The organism is Saccharibacillus brassicae (genome assembly GCF_006542275.1).
In the GTDB taxonomy this organism is placed as follows: Bacteria; Bacillota; Bacilli; order Paenibacillales; family Paenibacillaceae; genus Saccharibacillus; species Saccharibacillus brassicae.
This window is the reverse complement of the sequence record NZ_CP041217.1, coordinates 4,934,666-4,951,023: the sequence shown is the minus strand read 5'-3', so window position 1 is coordinate 4,951,023 and position 16,358 is coordinate 4,934,666. Positions and strand designations below refer to the sequence as shown.

The following is a 16,358-nucleotide window of genomic DNA, read 5'->3' as shown; positions in this document are numbered from 1 at the left end:
AAAACCTTTTTCCGTTCCCGGCTGTCCAATCGGTGAACGCTATCCCAATAAGGAGTGAATGCCTTTGAATTCCCCTGCCACACGGGCCGCTTTCGACGAACGCGTTCGGCGGGCGGCCCGGGGCGACGCCTCGGCGTTCGCCGAGCTGATCGTCGCCGAACGTGCCCAAATGCTGCGGGTCGCCGGCTATTACGTGCGCAGCGCCGCCGACGCCGAAGACGCGGTGCAGGAAGCGATCTGCCGCGCTTTTACCGCGCTGCCCGCGCTGGAGCACCCGAACTATTTTCGCACATGGCTGATTCGTATCGTTATTAACGTCTCGCTGAGCCTGCTCAAAAGCAGCCGCCGAACGGTAGCGACGGGCGGAGCGGAAGCGAATACGCTGGCCGCTCCGCGCGAAGAGACCGACCGGCGGCTCGACCTGATGCAGGCGCTGTCGATTCTGCCGCCCAAATACCGCACCGTCATCCGGTTGAAATACATGCACGATCTCAAATTGACGGATATCGCCGAACTGCTGGAACTGCCGCTCGGCACCGTGAAGACATATCAACACAAAGGCTTGACGCTGCTGCGCAAACAATACCGAAGCGAGATCGAAGATCGCCGGCGTGTCCGGGCCCGGCTGGAAGACGATCGCGCCGCACGGGAGGAGACGGAAATGGAACTGGAATCGGAATTGGAATCGGAATTGCATAGTCTGCTGCATCAATGGAGAGAACGCGCCCAGGCTTTGACCAGGCGGCACTTCGCCGCCGCGGAATCCGAGCTGGTTCCGTTTATCGAAGACGCGTTCCCCCGCGACGGCGCCGCAAGCGAACTGCTGTTCATCCGGACGAAGCCGGGCACCGATACGGGCATCTCCGTGACGCTGACGCCGGACGGCGATCTGATCGATTACGCGGCCGATCCCGGGCTGTACCACGAAGCCGACCGGCAGATACGCCTGGAACCGGACGAACTGCTGGAGATCGGCGAACGTTTCGTGCGGGATCATTATCCCGACGCGTTCGAGCAGTTCAACGGCCCGGAGACCGAAGACCGCGGCGACCGCCTCTTCTTCACGTTCAGCCAGCATGCCGCCGGAATGCCGCTGCCCCGTTCGGGATTCTGGATCGACCTGCACCGCGCCGGATTCGTGACGGGATTCAAATATTTCGGCGCGAGAGCGGAGCCTGCTCTGCCGGATGGGCTGTTAACGCCCGAACAGGTGCTGGAGCAGATCGACCGGGAGCTGGAGCTGAACCTGCATTTCATGACGCTGCACGAAGAAGTGCATGTGCCGGGCGACAACCGGCTGCATCTGGTCTATATGCCGAATCCGTATCTGACCCATCGTTCCGCGCTGCTTCCGAGCTCGCAGCCGGCGCGGCCTGGGGCAGGCGATTTGCCTGCCGCGGACATCCCTGACCCATGCGCGGGAAGCCGCGAACCGATCGCGGACTTTATGCGCCGCGGCGTTCGGACGGCGCTTCCCGATCCGGCAGACCTGCCGGAAACGTTGGGCATTCGGGAAGCCGACTACGAATTGTTGCGCGAACAAACGACCGGCCGCGAGAAAACGGTCGTGTACCGCCGCCGGGACGAAGGCAAGCCTGTGGGCGAACATGGCGGAACGGCCGAAAGCGTCAAACCGTATACGCTGGACGATTATATGCGCGAACGCCTGGAAGGAACGGTCAAACTCCGGTTCGATACGGTCAGCGGCCGGCTCCGCGGACTGATGAACCTGCACGAAGAAGTCGGCGAATTGGACCTAAGCGACGATGCCTGCCTTGAGCTTGCGCTGACGCTGCTGCATGCGGCCGATCCGCTGCTGTTTCCGTATTTGCGGCTGAATGCGTCCGATGAACCTGATGGACCTGACACATCTGATGGACCTGACAAGTCTGAAGCGGAACCTCCGGCCCGGCGCCGAACGGCGGCTTTCATTTTCTCCGTGTGCAAAAACGGCGTACCGGGCTTTTTCCATCAGGTGTCGATCAACGTGAATCGAACGACGGGGCGCGTCACCCTTTATATGGATGCCGATCTGGACATGGCCGAGCTGGAATCGCTGCCGCTCGTCCCTTCCCTGTCCGCGGACGAAGCCAAGCGCCGGCTGCTGGCCGCGCTCGAACCGCGCCTGACGTGGGCGACGGTCTACCCGGACGACGATTCCGGCGAAAAGCGCGACGAACTTCGTTACGCGCTCGTCGACCGGAAATCGGGCCGCGGCATTCGGTTGATCGACGCGCATACGGGCCAGATCGTGACGGACAAAAACCAACCGCCTCTATTGGACAGATAAACAGATGGAAACCAGACAGATAAAAAGTAGATAGACGCGAGAGACAGATAGCCAAAGCCGAGCGCAAGACTCAAGCAGCCAAATGCAAGACTCAGGCCGCCGAGCGGCGCTCCGCTAAATTGCCTGGAAATTGCATCGACCGGCTTCCCAGAGCGCCTGCCGATTCCGCGCGAACAGCCCGCCTTCTTCGCGAAGGCGGGCTGTTCCGGTGAAGCCGAGTTTTTTTCCTATCCTATCCTATTCCGTTTCTATCCTATGCGTTCCTATCCTGTACCTTCCTATCCTATCCGTTCGGTTCCGCTCCGTGCGTCCGGTTCGCGTCTCTATTCGGTCTGGGCGCCGCGTCTGCGCAGCGTACCGAGAATGCGGAAAATTTGTCCGCGGTGATGGGCTTCGTGTTCAATCAGATGGTACACGATCCACTCCGGCGTTACGTCATATTCGTCCGGCAGGCTGCGGAACGTCCGCCAGTCGCGCAGATCGACCGAACGGAACTTATGCAGAAAATCGCTTCGGACCGCGGCCAGCCGATTCAGGTGATGCTCCAGACTTTCGCCCGCGGGCGAATGGATTTCTCCGAATTCGTTGCGTGCGCCCCGCGGAAACCAGGACTCCAGTTCCGGGTCCAGCCGATCCTGCTGCAGCAGGTCGAAATGCAGCCAGCTCGTCTCCACTTCCGCGATATGGTACAGCAGCGAACCGACCGTCGACGGATTGCCTTCAAGCTCCGCGTCGAGTTCTTCCTGCGTGGTGCCCTGCAATTTTTGCAGCAGCTCGCGGCGGACGTCTTCCATCATCCACAGCTGGCGCCCGATTTCTTCCGGATAGCCGGGCAGTGCGGAAATATGCAGCTTTTGCTGTTCCATGCTTGCCTTCCTCCCTGTCTAATCGAATAGGCCCATGCTCAAATAGCGCTCGCCGGTATCCGGCGCGATGCAGACGACTTTTTTGCCCGGACCTAGCCGCATGGCGATCCGCATGGCCGCGTGGACCGAAGCGCCGGACGACGGACCGAGCAGCATGCCTTCGAGCCGGGCCAGGTCGCGCATCGTGCCCAGCGCCTCGTCGTCCTGAATACGGATAATCTCGTCGTACACGCCGGTGTTCAGGATCGCAGGAACGAAGCCGGGACTCGTCCCGACCAGCTTGTGCGGACCCGGTACGCCGCCGGACAGAACAGGCGAGCCTTCCGGTTCGACCACCGCGATATGCAGGTCCGGCAGCGCGGCGCGCAGCGTCTCTCCCGTGCCGGTGATCGTCCCTCCCGTTCCCGCCGTTGCGACGAACGCGTCCAGAACTCCTTCGGTCTGTTCCAGAATTTCCAGCGCGGTCGTTCCCCGGTGCGCGTTCGGATTGGCCGGATTTTCGAACTGCTGCGGGATATAGCTGCCGGGAATCGAACGCTGCAGCTCAAGCGCTTTGGCGATCGCGCCGGGCATCCGCTCGGCGCTCGGCGTCAGCACCACTTCGGCTCCGTACGCTTTGAGCAGGTTGATCCGCTCGCGCGACATATTGTCCGGCATGATCAGGATCACGCGATAGCCGCGGGCCGCGGCGATCATCGCCAGACCGATGCCGGTATTGCCGCTCGTCGGCTCGATCAGCGTGCTGCCGGGGCCGAGCCGACCGGCTTGCTCCGCCGCTTCGATCAAGCCGCGCGCGGCGCGGTCTTTGACGCTGCCCGACGGATTGAAATATTCCAGCTTCACGTAAATATCCGCCGCGTTCGCCGGAGCCGTCCGGCCGAGACGCACCAGCGGCGTACGGCCGATCAGGTCGACGATGCTGTCGACCACGCGCGGATGTGCGCTGCCGGGGCCGATCCGGCCGCGTGTGCCGCTATTCTGGACTTCAAAAGGATGGGTCATCGGGATGCTCCTTTCCGTTTGCTCTACATTTTCTCTACGTTGGCTCTCCGTTTTCTCTACGTTTGCTTTTCGTTCACTTTCAGGTTTCTTTTCTTGTGCGTTCTTGCCATACCGCCAAATCCAGTATACCGCAAAACCGACCCCACCCGTACACCCCGCACATCCGCGAAAAGTCCTTACCGCGTCGAGGTCGTATCGAACCGCAGCGCGAAAACGCAAAAAAGGAACGGCCGAAGCCGTTCCTCTGCAATCTGCTTACGTCCTAACCGCCATAGCTATATCCATAGCTGGAACGATAGATATAGCTGGAACGATAGATATAGCTAGAGCGATAGATATAGCTAGAGCGATAAATCTGGCCCGGCAAAACTCGCTATCGCAGCCTGCACCAACACGAAACCGTGCAGTCGACGGCAATAAGTGCGAATTTACAGTTATTTCGACGAAAAACACTCCTTTTCGCCAAATAACTGCGCCACAACACTTAATCCGCTCTTTTGACGGCCCAAAGAAAGATTTCGGCCAAAATAACTGTCGTGGCGCACTTATTTCCGCAGCAACCGATAACCCGGCAAAATAGCTGTCGCAGCGCATCTATTTCCCGTGGTAAACCGCACTGAGGCCGGCTGTGGCTGTACCGGGCTGTCCTCGGCTTATCGGCTTGTCCCAGGCTTGTTATCGCATTGTAGTAGGCTTGTCCCTGGGCTTGTTATCACCTTGTCGCAGCCATCTACCGCGTTGTCCTAAGCTTGTCCTAGCCTTATCCTCGGCCTGTCACCGCGTTACCCTAGCCTTGTCCTAGCCTTGGTCCCCGCCTTATCGTCCGCTTGTCCCCGCCTTATCGTCCGCTTGTCCCCGCCTTATCGTCCGCTTGTCCCCGCCTTATTGCTCCGAAGCCAAGCCGCGCAGCACGAATCCGTACGTGTACGTGCGGTCCGCCGGCAGCGTGAACTCTTCATGCGTGAGCGCCTGCCAACTGTCGTCGCCGCCGACGCCCATCTGGCGATGGTTGACTCTCAGCACGGTGCGATCCGACTTCGGCAGCTTGTACCCGTGGTCGTGGGCTTCCAGCGTCTCCGGCGTATACGGCAGCGCGTTCAGTTCGACTTCCGGCGAACCTTCCACGCGCAGGCCGATGCCGTTCGATCCGGTCAGCTCTGCCCAGCGTACGCCGGTCTTGTTGCCCGCTTCCTGCGGACGCAGGTACGGCGTGAGCTGCTGGGACACAAGTCCCGAGTAGAGACCCAGACGCGCTCCGGCATGGCGATCCCAATAGTTCTCGTGCGGCCCGCGGCCGTACCATTTCAACTGTTCCAGCGTTCCGTCCAGTTCCAGCAGCACGCCGATTTCCGGAATTTCCGGCAGGCCCGCTCCCGGCTTCAGCGTCATCGACACGCCGATCTCGCCCGAAGCCTGAACGTCGTAGCGCAGTACCGCTTCCGACACCGGCGACGTCGGCAGCTCCAGCACCGCTTCGACCGTCACGCCGCTGCCTTCGCCCGATACGTTCAGGCTGCGCAGCTTGCGGTTCTGGCCCGCTTCGCGCCAGATGCCGCTGCGTTCGTCCAGCTTGTTGCCGCGGTCGTTGTCGGTCAGCGCGCGCCAGAAGTTCGGGCGCAGCGCAGACAGCAGCAGTTCCTGTCCGCCGATTCGCAGCGAAGACAGATCGCCGCTCTGCTTGTCGAACACGACCGAGAATCCGTCGCCGGATACGGTCAGCTTCGCGCCGTCTTCGTCCGATTGCAGCAGCGTTCCCGCGAACGTGCCCGCGGCTTCTACGGACGGCGCTTCTGCGCCAGCCTGCGCCGGAAGCACGAATTGTCCGAAAGCGACTTCATGCCCTTTGTCCGCCCAGAACCGGTCTTCCTGTTCGACGAACGTCAGCGTCAGCGTGTATTCGCCCTGCTGCGTCGGCAGCGTGAACGGCACTTCGATCTCCGTGGATTCGCCCGCCGCGAGCTGCAGCGGCAGCGTGCCGCGTTCGACGACTTCGCCGCCGCGCGCCGTTTCCCAGGCGAGCTTGTAGCGGTTCAGGTCGGTGAACAGGAAATCGTTCGTGATACGAACTTTGCCCTGCGCCAGATCGGCCGCTTCGAAGCGTACGTTCTGGTAGCAGCCTTTGATCTCGTCCAATTTCGGCGATACGGTCCGATCCGCGAAGATCAGGCCGTCGCCGCAGAACGTGCCGTCGTGCGGCGATTCGCCGAAGTCTCCGCCGTAGGCGAGATATTCGACGCCGTCGGCCGTGCGGGTACGGATAGCCTGGTCGATCCAGTCCCAGATAAATCCGCCCTGCAGCACCGGATATTTGTACGTAAGGTCCGTATACTTGAACAGGTTGCCGCAGGAATTGCCCATCGCGTGACTGTATTCGCACAGGATGAACGGCTTTTTCGGATCTTCCTGGGCGTATTTTTCCACGTTTTGCGGTGTCGTGTACATATGGCTTTCGATATCGGTCGCTTCTTCCCATTTGCGCGCATGGAACGTGCCTTCGTAATGTACCAGACGGGTCTTGTCGACCGCGCGGAAGAAGTTCGCCATATGCACAAAGTTGTCGCCGCCCCACGATTCGTTGCCGAGCGACCAGATGATGATCGACGCGTGATTTTTGTCCCGCTGATACATCGAGTTGGCCCGGTCGAGCACGTTGGCGCGCCAGTGCGGCTTGCTGCCCGGTACCGTATGCTCGGCTTCGTCGAGCTGGCCGTATTCCCAGCTGCCGTGCGTCTCCAGGTTCGTCTCGTCGATCACGTACAGGCCGTGTTCGTCGCACAGCTCGTACCAGCGCGTCTGGTTCGGATAGTGGGACGTGCGGACCGCGTTGATATTGTAGGCTTTCATCAGCTTGATGTCGGCGACCATCTCTTCTTCGGTGACCGCGCGGCCTTTATCGGCGCTGAATTCGTGGCGGTTGACGCCTTTGAACACGATGCGTTTGCCGTTGATCTTCATGACGCCGTCGTGGATCGCAAAATGGCGGAATCCGACGCGCAGCGTAACCGCTTCGACTTCGCCCTGTTCGTCGGACAACGACAGCACGAGCGTGTACAGGTTCGGCGCTTCGGCGGACCACTGCGCAGGCTTCGTGACCGCAGCCGACAGGTCGGCGGCGTACAGCGTATCCTTCATAATCTCGACTTCGCTCGTCATGCGCGCCGTTACTTCGCGTCCCGACGCGTCGAGCAGACGCGCTTCGAGGCGATAGACGCCCGCTTTTTTGCCGAGTGGATTGCCGATCTGAACGCCCACTTTCAGATGTCCATGCTCGAAGTTCTCGTCCAATTCCGCCGTCGTCAGCACGTCCGCGATTTGGACTTTCGGCTTGCTGTACAGGAACACGTCGCGGAAAATGCCGCTCATGCGCCAGAAATCCTGGTCTTCCAGCCAGCTTGCGTCGCACCAGTGGTACACCTGCACGGCCAGCTTGTTTTCGCCTTTTTGCAAATAGGGAGTCAGCAGGAAGTCGGCCGGCGTGAACGTGTCTTCGCTGTAACCGACCAGATCGCCGTTGACCCAGACGTAGAAGCAGGCCTCGACGCCCTGGAAACTGATATAGACCGGATCTTCTTCCCAGTTCTCCGGCACGGTAAACGTGCGGACGTAGGAACCGACAGGATTGAACTCGGTCGGCGCGAACGGAGGCTGGATCTTCTCGCGCTCTTCCCACGGGTAGCGGACGTTCGTGTAATGCGGATAATCGTAACCGTGCAGCTGCCAATGGGCAGGCACCGGAATATCGTTCCAGTCCGACGTATCGTAACCGGTTTCATAAAAAGTCTGCGGCCGGTCGGCCGGTTTGTCCACATGATGGAACTTCCACGTTCCGTTCAGCGATTGCACGCGGCTGGAACCGCTTACGGCATTCAGCGCTTCTTCGGCCGATGCGTACGGAGTCAGGCTCGCGTGAGCGTCCAGACGATTCAGTTGGAAAATTTCAGGGTTGTTGTTCCATTCCGGATACCCATTTTCGGGAGCGGTATATTTATACTTTTTAAACATATTCTCTTCACCTCGCCTGCATAATGAAAACCTTTTCTTCTTTTGAAACCGTTCTCTCACGATTCAGTGTACACTGTTGCCGGGGGAAAAGAAAAGCCTGCTTCGAAAGTGCGCGTCTTTCTTTTTGATCGAAAACGTAATCGGAATATCTAAAAAGAGATTATAATTCCTTATTCTTATACGTTAAATAAAAAATAATGGTCAATCCCTGTAGAATAAACAGAGTCTGAATTGTACAAAATATAGATTTCGGTATTTTTTTTATATGTTTTACGTTCTCAAGCTTGCGTTTCGCTCTTTTGAGAACCGGATTATAGCTTTTGTGCGCAAAAAAAGCGGGCGGACGCCTCGGCGCCCTGCCCGCTTCATATTGGAGACTTCGGTGACTTCTGGGATTAATCCATTCTGGCAGCTCAGCCTTCGAACCGGACCACGAAGTAATTCTTTTTGCCGCGGCGCAGCACGAGCGTCCTGCCGTGCAGGCGGTCTTCCGCGCCGATGACTGTCTCGATCGACGTGCGCTTTTCCCCGTTGACGGATACCGCTCCGCTTTGGATGTCTTTGCGCGCCTGCCCTTTGGACGGTGCCGCGCCCGCTTCGACCAGCAGGTCGATCAGCAGCGGCTCGGACGAAGCGTCGACGGTCGTCGTCGGCATGTCCGCCAGCGCTTCGGCCAGGTCGGATTCGCTGAGCTCGGCAAAGCTGCCGGAGAACAGGGCGGCCGTAATCTTCTCGGCGCTTGCGACGGCTTCTTCGCCGTGCACGAGCGTCGTCACGCGGCGGGCCAGCTCGCGCTGCGCTTCGCGTCTCTCCGGCGCTTTGAGATGTTCGCTCTCAAGCGCTTCGATCTCTGCGCGGCTCAGGAACGTGAAGTATTTGAGGAACTTGATTACGTCCGCGTCGTCCGTGTTGATCCAGAACTGGTAGAACGCGTACGCGCTCGTCTTGCTGCGGTCGAGCCAGATCGCGCCGGATTCGGACTTGCCGAACTTTTTGCCGTCGCTTTTGGTTACGAGGGGCATCGTCATGCCGAACGCGCCTTCGCCGCCCGTTTTGCCGATCAGGTCGAGACCCGCGGTGATGTTGCCCCACTGGTCGCTTCCGCCGAGCTGCAGCGAGCAGCCTTCGTCTTCGAACAAACGCTGGAAATCGTACGCCTGAAGAATCATGTACGAAAATTCGGTAAACGAGATGCCGTGCTGCAGGCGGGAATCGACAGAGTCTTTGGCCAGCATGTAGTTGACGGTAAAGTTCTTGCCGACGTCGCGCAGGAAGTCGATCATGCCGATCGGGCCGAGCCAGTCGTAGTTGCTGACCATCTTCGCCGGCACTTCGGCTCCGCCGTCGCCGAAGTCGAGGAAGCGCGACAGCTGGTTTTGCAGCTTCAGCGTCCATTCCGCGACCGTGTCGGCCGTATTGAGCGAACGTTCGGTCGAACGGCCGCTCGGATCGCCGATCATGCCGGTGCCGCCGCCCACGAGGGCGATCGGACGGTGTCCGGCCTGCTGGAAGCGGCGCATCGTCAGGACCGGCAGCAGATGCCCGATATGCAGGCTGTCCGCCGTCGGGTCGAATCCGTTGTAGAGCGTGACGCTCTCGCTGCTCAGCTTCTGCTGAAGTTCCTCGCGGTGCGTCACCTGGTAGATCAAGCCTCTGTATTCCAGGTCGTCCAACAGGGCGTTATTCTCGATCGGGGTGTGTTCGGTGCTCATGATCGTATCCTCCTTCAAAATGGGAAAAATAAAAAAGACCCGGCCTGCTGCATTTCTGCAGGGACGAGTCTTAATCGCGGTACCACCCTGATTGGAAAGGCGCCTGCATCCATACCGCAAGCGCGTCTCCCTCTCATAAAGTCCGATAACGGGGACGAGTCCGTCCCGTTCCTTCCGCGATCGCGGGTTCGGTAACGGGAAGCTCCGGGACGTAATTGACGTTCGTTCGTCTATCGGCTCGCACCAACCGCCGATTCTCTGAAAGTACGGGTTCGAACGCTACTGGATTCCCTTCAAAGCTTGTTATGACGCTCCGCAGGCCGGAGACTTGCTGATTCACTTTATAACATGGCCGAAGAAGCCGTGTCAAATTCCTTTTTTTCGAAAACGATTTTAAATATATTTAACATAGAGTTTACATACCCTTTGATTTAAAAAAATCCCGTGTGATACAATGGCTCAGGATCGATCATACTTCTAGGGGGAATACAACGTAATGAATTGGAAAAAGACGAGTGTCGGGTTTGCGGCCGCAGCGCTGCTGTCCGCTCAAGTGCTGGGTACGGCAAATATCGCTTCGGCGGCGCCAGGCGAAGTGGAAGTCCATCTGCTGGGCATCAACGATTTGCACGGACAGTTGGATACGACTTCCACGGTTGCCGACAAACCGGCCGGAACCGCGCCGATTCTCGCTACATATTTGAACGAAGCGCGTGCCAAATACGCGAACACGCTCCTGTTCCATAACGGCGACTCCGTCGGCGCTTCCGCTCCGATCTCTTCGCTGGAACGCGACGAACCGACCATCGAATGGATGAACATGATGAAATTCGACGTCGGCTCGCTCGGCAACCATGAATTCGACCAGGGCATCGCGGCGCTCAAAGCGCAGCTCAACGGCGGACTCGATCCGAAAGACGGCATCGTGATGCACAAAGGCTCGAACTTCAAGTACGTGAACGCGAACGTCATCGAAGAATCGACCGGCAAACCGCTGATCGACCCTTACGTCATCAAAGAAGTCGGCGGCGTCAAAATCGCCTTTATCGGTCTCGTCACCAAATCGACGCCGGCCAAAGTCTCTCCTGCCGGCACGGCAGGCGTTCGTTTCCTGAGCGTCGAAGAAGAAGTCGCGGCGGTTAACAAGTACGCCAAAGAACTTCAGGATCAAGGCGTGGAGACGATCATCGTGCTCGCCCACGACCCGGCTTCCACCAAAGAAGGCGTGACGACCGGCGAAGCGGCCGATCTGGCAAAAGCGCTGCCGGCCAACTCCCCGATCGACGTCATCGTCGCCGGCGACAACCACGCGCTGGCCAACGGCGAAGTCAACGGCAAGCTGATCGTGCAGGCTTATTCGTACGGTACCGCTTTTGAAGACATCAAGCTGATGATCGACGCGCAAACGGGCGACGTGACGCAGAAATCCGCTACCGTTACGACGACGTTCCAAGCCGGCGTGACGCCGGACGCGAACTCCGTAGCCCTGCTTCAAAAATACCTGGACAAACATCCGGAGCTGACCAAGCCGGTCGGCGTTACCGACGGTTCCGTAACCCGTACGGACGCTTACAACAACGAAGCGGCGCTGGGTAATCTGATCGCCGACTCGATGCGCACGGCGAACTTCGGCGACAACGGCGCACCAGCCGATTTCGCGTTCATGAATCCGGGCGGCATCCGCGCGGACCTGCCAAAAGGCGACGTTACATTCGCCGATCTGGCGAAAATCCAGCCTTTCGGCAACACGCTCGTGAAGCTGACGCTGACCGGCGCACAGGTGCAGGAACTGCTTCAGCAGCAGTGGGGCACCAACGCCGACGGCTCGCCGAACACCAAAACGCTGCAAATTTCCGGCCTGAAATACAAAGCCGACCTGAACAAGCCGGTTGCCGAGCGCGTAAGCGACCTGCAGCTGACAGACGGCACGCCGATCGATCCGGCCAAGTCCTACACGGCAGTCGTGAACAACTTCATGGCAGGCGGCGGCGACAACTATAAAGTGCTGACCAAAGCCAGCGCTTCGCTCGCGGGTCCGATCGACCTCGACGTGTTCTACAAATACGTCGTCGACACTTTTGCCGGCAAAACGATCACAGCCAAAGTCGAAGGCCGCATCGTGAACATCCCGGCTAAAGGCGTGGAAGTTCCCGATTCCGACGGTCCGGTAACGGCTCCTTCGCCGACACCGACGCCTACGCCGGTACCTGTACCTACACCGGTGCCGACGCCTGTACCGACACCTACGCCAACGCCGACACCGGTGCCGTCGAACGACTTCGTGTCGCGTGCAAGCTTCGTGTCCGAGCTGGTTAAAGCGCTCGGCCTGAACAACGCTGCCGCAAGCGGCGCCGCGTTCACCGACGTGAACAAAAACGCGCCTTACGCCGATGCGATCGCCCAGGCGTTCAAAGCCAACCTGATCAAAGGCGCAGGCGCCGGCAAGTTCAATCCGGACCGCTCCATCACCCGCGAAGAAATGGCGACGATTCTCGCTGCCGCACTGAAGCAAAAGCTTCCGACAGTGACCGAAAAGTATGTCCTGAGCCAGTTCGAAGACGCTTCGAACGTAGCTCCTTACGCGCGTATGGCGGTTGCCCAGCTCGTCCATGCCGGCATCTTGAGCCCCGGCGAACCTGGCAGCTTCCTGCCGAAAAACACCGTTCTGCCGGCCGAGATGAAATCGATCCTCGAAGCCGTTACGGCCGCTTCGGCTTCTTGATCCGCTGATCGGACCGAGCCGAATCCTTGGCTATCCGCACGAAAGCCCCTCCCTTGCGGAGGGGCTTTTTTTGCGGCTGTGGAGTTATTGGGTGCGGGCGGCGCTTGAACAAGGAGACGCCGAAAAATATTTTTGCCAAAACGTCTGGTGGCCGCTTCGGGGCGGCTTCGACGGATTGCATCCCGAATACGAAGTGACCGACCGGCTCGGCACGTCCCATTTTTACGATTTTGCCTGGATCGTCCCTCCGACTTATCTCCTAATTGAACTCAGAAGCTTCGGCTCGCACGTCTCGAACATGGACCGCCGCGGCTTTTGCCGACAGCTGAACCGGAAAACGTTTCTCAAAGCGATGGGTTTCGACGTGATTTGTTTTTCCGAAGACGACGTTCTCCAACATCCGGAATTAAGTCTCACGCTGCTGCGTATGGTGCTGGGACGACATGAAAGGCGTAGCGATGCGGGACTGGAAAGCCAAAGTCCGAGCGACACAAATCGAACGATGTCTTATCGGCACCGGGAAGTGATCCGCCTGGCCTGCACGCTGGAACGCCCTCTCCACCCGATCGACGTGCGCAGCCATCTGCGTATCGATCATCGCACGGCGGTCAATCTACTGCGGTCCCTTTGCCAAAAAAATCTGTTCGAACCCCGCACCGGCCCGCAAAACCGCCGTCTCGTCCGCTATGTGCTGCAGCCGGCGGCGGTGAAATTTTTGTGAGGGGGAGCTGGCTGGCGGATGGCCGGATGGAGCGGCTTATCAGAATCGGCGGAATGGGCAGCATAAACGGTAACCTTCTCGCTCAAATACCGTCACGAGCGAAATTAACTGCGTGAATCCAGCTATTTTCGACGCTTGATCCCGGAAATCGCAAATAGCTGCACAGATCCATCTATTTTCAAACTAATCTCAAGAAAAGCATGAAATGCAGCGGATTAGTTGGATTATCGCAGTTATTCGTGTAAAAGGCGTCTTTTTCGGCGAATTAGATGGATTGGCGGTTACTAATTAGGACCCCACCGGTGAAGTGCGGTAGCGTAACGCGCAGGTTAGCGAAGCGAGGAGCGGTTTGCCCTGTTTGATGAGCGCCGAAATCACGGAGCGCAGCCGGGCAAATCGCTTCGGGGGATTCATCGTCTTCTTACAAATATGTATACATCTGCTGTGCCCGTTCGTGCTTGTCATGCTCGACAATGCCTTGGCATTCGCGAAGCAAGTGGACTCCATACAGCGCCTGTTCAAAGCGGTAGAGGGATGAAAAAATCAATTTATAAAGTTGCCCAAATAAAGCCAAGAATGAATGCCGAAATAAAGAAAAAAAGAATCGTAATTATTAGTACATAGTCATCCTTCCTGTTTAGAAAGTATACAGCGACAATAAACGGTAGAATAGTTAAAAACATAAACAGGATCGTTTGTCTCTTTGGTGGCCCAGGAAAAATAATAAATCCTTCCCCCATAGTTAATAAAAGTGTAATAAACAAGCTTAAAAACATTAGACCGCCGCAAATGCTTAATATCGAAACTCCAATAAGTAAAAGAACCCTTAAAATGTTATTCACCTCCTCCTCGTATTATAGTCGGAATAAATTATAAATAAGTGTATAGAAAATCGATCAAATTATGAATATATTCCCACACCATATTTATTGGTATTGCTTTATTGATCGGCTGCTGGATCGCTCGATCGGATCGTCATCTGATTGGATCGGTCGGTGGATTTGTCGGTGGACTTTCCGCTCCAGCGAACCGCAAAAAAGCGACCCGCTCGAACGCGGCCCGCTTTCAATACTGCTGTTGCATTTGCTTGCGCTCTCTCCTACGCTTCTTTCCGCTTTCCCTCCGGCTTCACTCCCACGCCCCGTCCGCTCCACACCGCCGAGCAGACCGCTTCAAACTCAAGCGTGTCCGATCACCGCATGCGGCACGTAAGGCTCTTCCAGGCGGCGGATTTCCTCGTCGGTCAGCGTGATCGACAGCGCGGCAGCGGCGTCTTCCAGATGGTGCGGCTTGGTCGCGCCGACGATCGGGGCGGTGACGGGGCGCTTTTGCAGCACCCAGGCCAGCGCGATCTGCGCCCGCGGAACGCCGCGTTCCCGGGCGACTTCGGCGACGGCTTCGACGACGCGGCGGTCGGCTTCCGCCGTCTTGTCGTACAGCGTACGGCCGAACGCGTCGTTCTCCGAGCGCTTGCTCGTCTCTTCCCAATCGCGGGTCAGGCGGCCGCGCGCAAGCGGGCTCCACGGAATGACGCCGACGCCTTCCGCTTCGCACAGCGGCAGCATCTCGCGTTCTTCTTCGCGGTAGAGCAGGTTGACGTAATTTTGCATGCTTACGAACTTTGTCCAACCGCCGCGTTCCGCCGTATGCTGCGCCTTGAGAAACTGCCAGGCGTACATTGAGGACGCGCCGATATACCGGGCTTTGCCCGCTTTGACGACGTCGTGCAGCGCCTCCATCGTTTCTTCGATCGGCGTGTGCGGGTCCCAGCGGTGAATCTGGTACAGGTCGACGTAATCGGTGCCGAGCCGGCGCAGGCTGTGATCGATCTCGCTGAGGATGACTTTGCGCGACAATCCGCCGCCGTTCGGCCCTTTGCGCATCGTATCGTGGACTTTGGTCGCGAGCACGATCTCGTCCCGATTGGCGAAATCGCGCAGCGCCCGGCCGACGATCTCTTCGCTCGTGCCGTCGGAATATACGTTGGCCGTATCGAAAAAGTTGATCCCAAGCTCAAGCGCCTGGCGGATAAACGGCCGGCTCTCTTCTTCGCCCATCGTCCACGCGTGCGCGCCCCGATCGGGGATGCCGTAACTCATACAGCCCAGACACAACCTCGATACGTCCAATCCTGTTCGACCCAGTTTGACGGTGTCCATTTTACATTCGCTCCTTTTGGTTGAAAATAACGAGAATGCGGCAGCGCTGCGTCTGTACGAAGCGTCGGCGCCGGGAGACGCGGCGCTGCCGCAGCTTCCTGTACACGTTATACCCGAATATCGAGCGGATGCCTGCGCACCCGGTAGACGTACACTTTGGTCCGGTACAGATCGGAACAGACAAGGGCCGAGTCCGGTTCCCAATCGTCAAAAGCAAAAAATACGCTCACGATCTTCGTCCCTTCGCGCGCCCGCTCCCGCAAAACCGGTCCCAGCCGGCGCATGCCCGCCGGGTGCAAATAGCAGACGATCACGTCCGCCGACTCGTACGGATACCGAAACAGATCGCCGCGCCGATACACGAGCCGGGTTCGCGGCATCCGGTTCGCCCGGCCGAGCAGCCGGGCCGCAAGCAGCGGCACGATCGAGTTCTCGATGCCGGTTACCCGGCACGCCGGAAATCGCCGCGCCAGCTGCAGCGCAAGCGTGCCGAAGCCGGCTCCGGCGTCCACGATCTCGCTGTCGTCCGCCGGGCGGCCGATCTGCTGCATGACCGCGCGCCGGACCGACGGGCTCGTCGGCATCGGCGTAATGCCGTTGCGGACGCTCGCGACGACGATCAGTACGACGAGCAGCAGCACGATCGCTGCCAGCGCGCCGCTTATTATCAAAGTGGCTTCGGGCATGGCGGCCCTCCTCTCCCGGGCAGGCGGCGCCGGCGCAGCGATTCGCTCGCTCATTTGTTCGCTCATTCGCTCAAATGCCGAACGGCATCCGCCGCGCCGACGCCGGTCATGCTCTTTTTTCAATCATACCCCTTTTTCAGGAAAATGCCTCGTTTTGTCCTACTTTTTGTCAGCGGATACTGCGTTCACCGCGATATA

9 protein-coding genes and 1 other annotated feature are annotated in these 16,358 nt (G+C 58.6%); of the genes, 3 read left to right on the top strand and 6 right to left on the bottom strand.

The genetic code is table 11. The features are described 5' to 3' along the window. The first annotated feature begins 64 nt into the window (after positions 1 to 64). Positions 65 to 2,290, top strand: coding sequence for a sigma-70 family RNA polymerase sigma factor (locus FFV09_RS20680; RefSeq protein ID WP_170315097.1), 2,226 nt, complete (start codon positions 65 to 67; stop codon positions 2,288 to 2,290). Between the two features lie 323 nt (positions 2,291 to 2,613). On the opposite strand, the gene FFV09_RS20675 is transcribed toward FFV09_RS20680, so the two are convergent. The 4 genes from FFV09_RS20675 to tyrS form a co-directional block, all read right to left on the bottom strand. Continuing rightward, the gene (locus FFV09_RS20675; protein WP_141449591.1) at positions 2,614 to 3,156 is read right to left on the bottom strand and encodes a DinB family protein; all 543 of its coding nucleotides are present in this window, start codon (positions 3,154 to 3,156) and stop codon (positions 2,614 to 2,616) included. 18 nt (positions 3,157 to 3,174) lie between these two features. After that, positions 3,175 to 4,158, bottom strand: coding sequence for a cysteine synthase A (cysK, locus tag FFV09_RS20670; RefSeq protein ID WP_141449590.1), 984 nt, complete (start codon positions 4,156 to 4,158; stop codon positions 3,175 to 3,177). Between the two features lie 882 nt (positions 4,159 to 5,040). Then, complete coding sequence (lacZ, locus tag FFV09_RS20665; RefSeq protein ID WP_141449589.1) at positions 5,041 to 8,160, bottom strand: beta-galactosidase, LacZ type; 3,120 nt, start codon at positions 8,158 to 8,160, stop codon at positions 5,041 to 5,043. Positions 8,161 to 8,573: 413 nt separating this feature from the next. After that, entirely contained in the window at positions 8,574 to 9,872 is a 1,299-nt protein-coding gene (gene tyrS, locus FFV09_RS20660) for a tyrosine--tRNA ligase (RefSeq protein ID WP_141449588.1), read from the bottom strand. A 56-nt stretch (positions 9,873 to 9,928) separates the two neighbouring features. Continuing rightward, positions 9,929 to 10,178: a binding site (T-box leader), on the bottom strand. Positions 10,179 to 10,368: 190 nt separating this feature from the next. Between tyrS and FFV09_RS20655 the strand changes: the two genes are divergently transcribed. Together FFV09_RS20655 and FFV09_RS20650 are read left to right on the top strand one after the other, a co-directional pair. After that, entirely contained in the window at positions 10,369 to 12,594 is a 2,226-nt protein-coding gene (locus tag FFV09_RS20655; RefSeq protein ID WP_141449587.1) for a 5'-nucleotidase C-terminal domain-containing protein, read from the top strand. Between the two features lie 70 nt (positions 12,595 to 12,664). Continuing rightward, a complete protein-coding gene (locus FFV09_RS20650; RefSeq protein ID WP_141449586.1) occupies positions 12,665 to 13,315 on the top strand; it encodes a hypothetical protein in 651 nt (216 codons plus the stop codon). Between the two features lie 1,178 nt (positions 13,316 to 14,493). On the opposite strand, the gene FFV09_RS20645 is transcribed toward FFV09_RS20650, so the two are convergent. Both FFV09_RS20645 and FFV09_RS20640 read right to left on the bottom strand, forming a co-directional pair. Then, a complete protein-coding gene (locus FFV09_RS20645) occupies positions 14,494 to 15,474 on the bottom strand; it encodes an aldo/keto reductase (protein ID WP_141449585.1) in 981 nt (326 codons plus the stop codon). A 107-nt stretch (positions 15,475 to 15,581) separates the two neighbouring features. Next, the gene (locus tag FFV09_RS20640) at positions 15,582 to 16,160 is read right to left on the bottom strand and encodes a class I SAM-dependent methyltransferase (protein ID WP_170315096.1); all 579 of its coding nucleotides are present in this window, start codon (positions 16,158 to 16,160) and stop codon (positions 15,582 to 15,584) included. Positions 16,161 to 16,358: the final 198 nt, after the last annotated feature.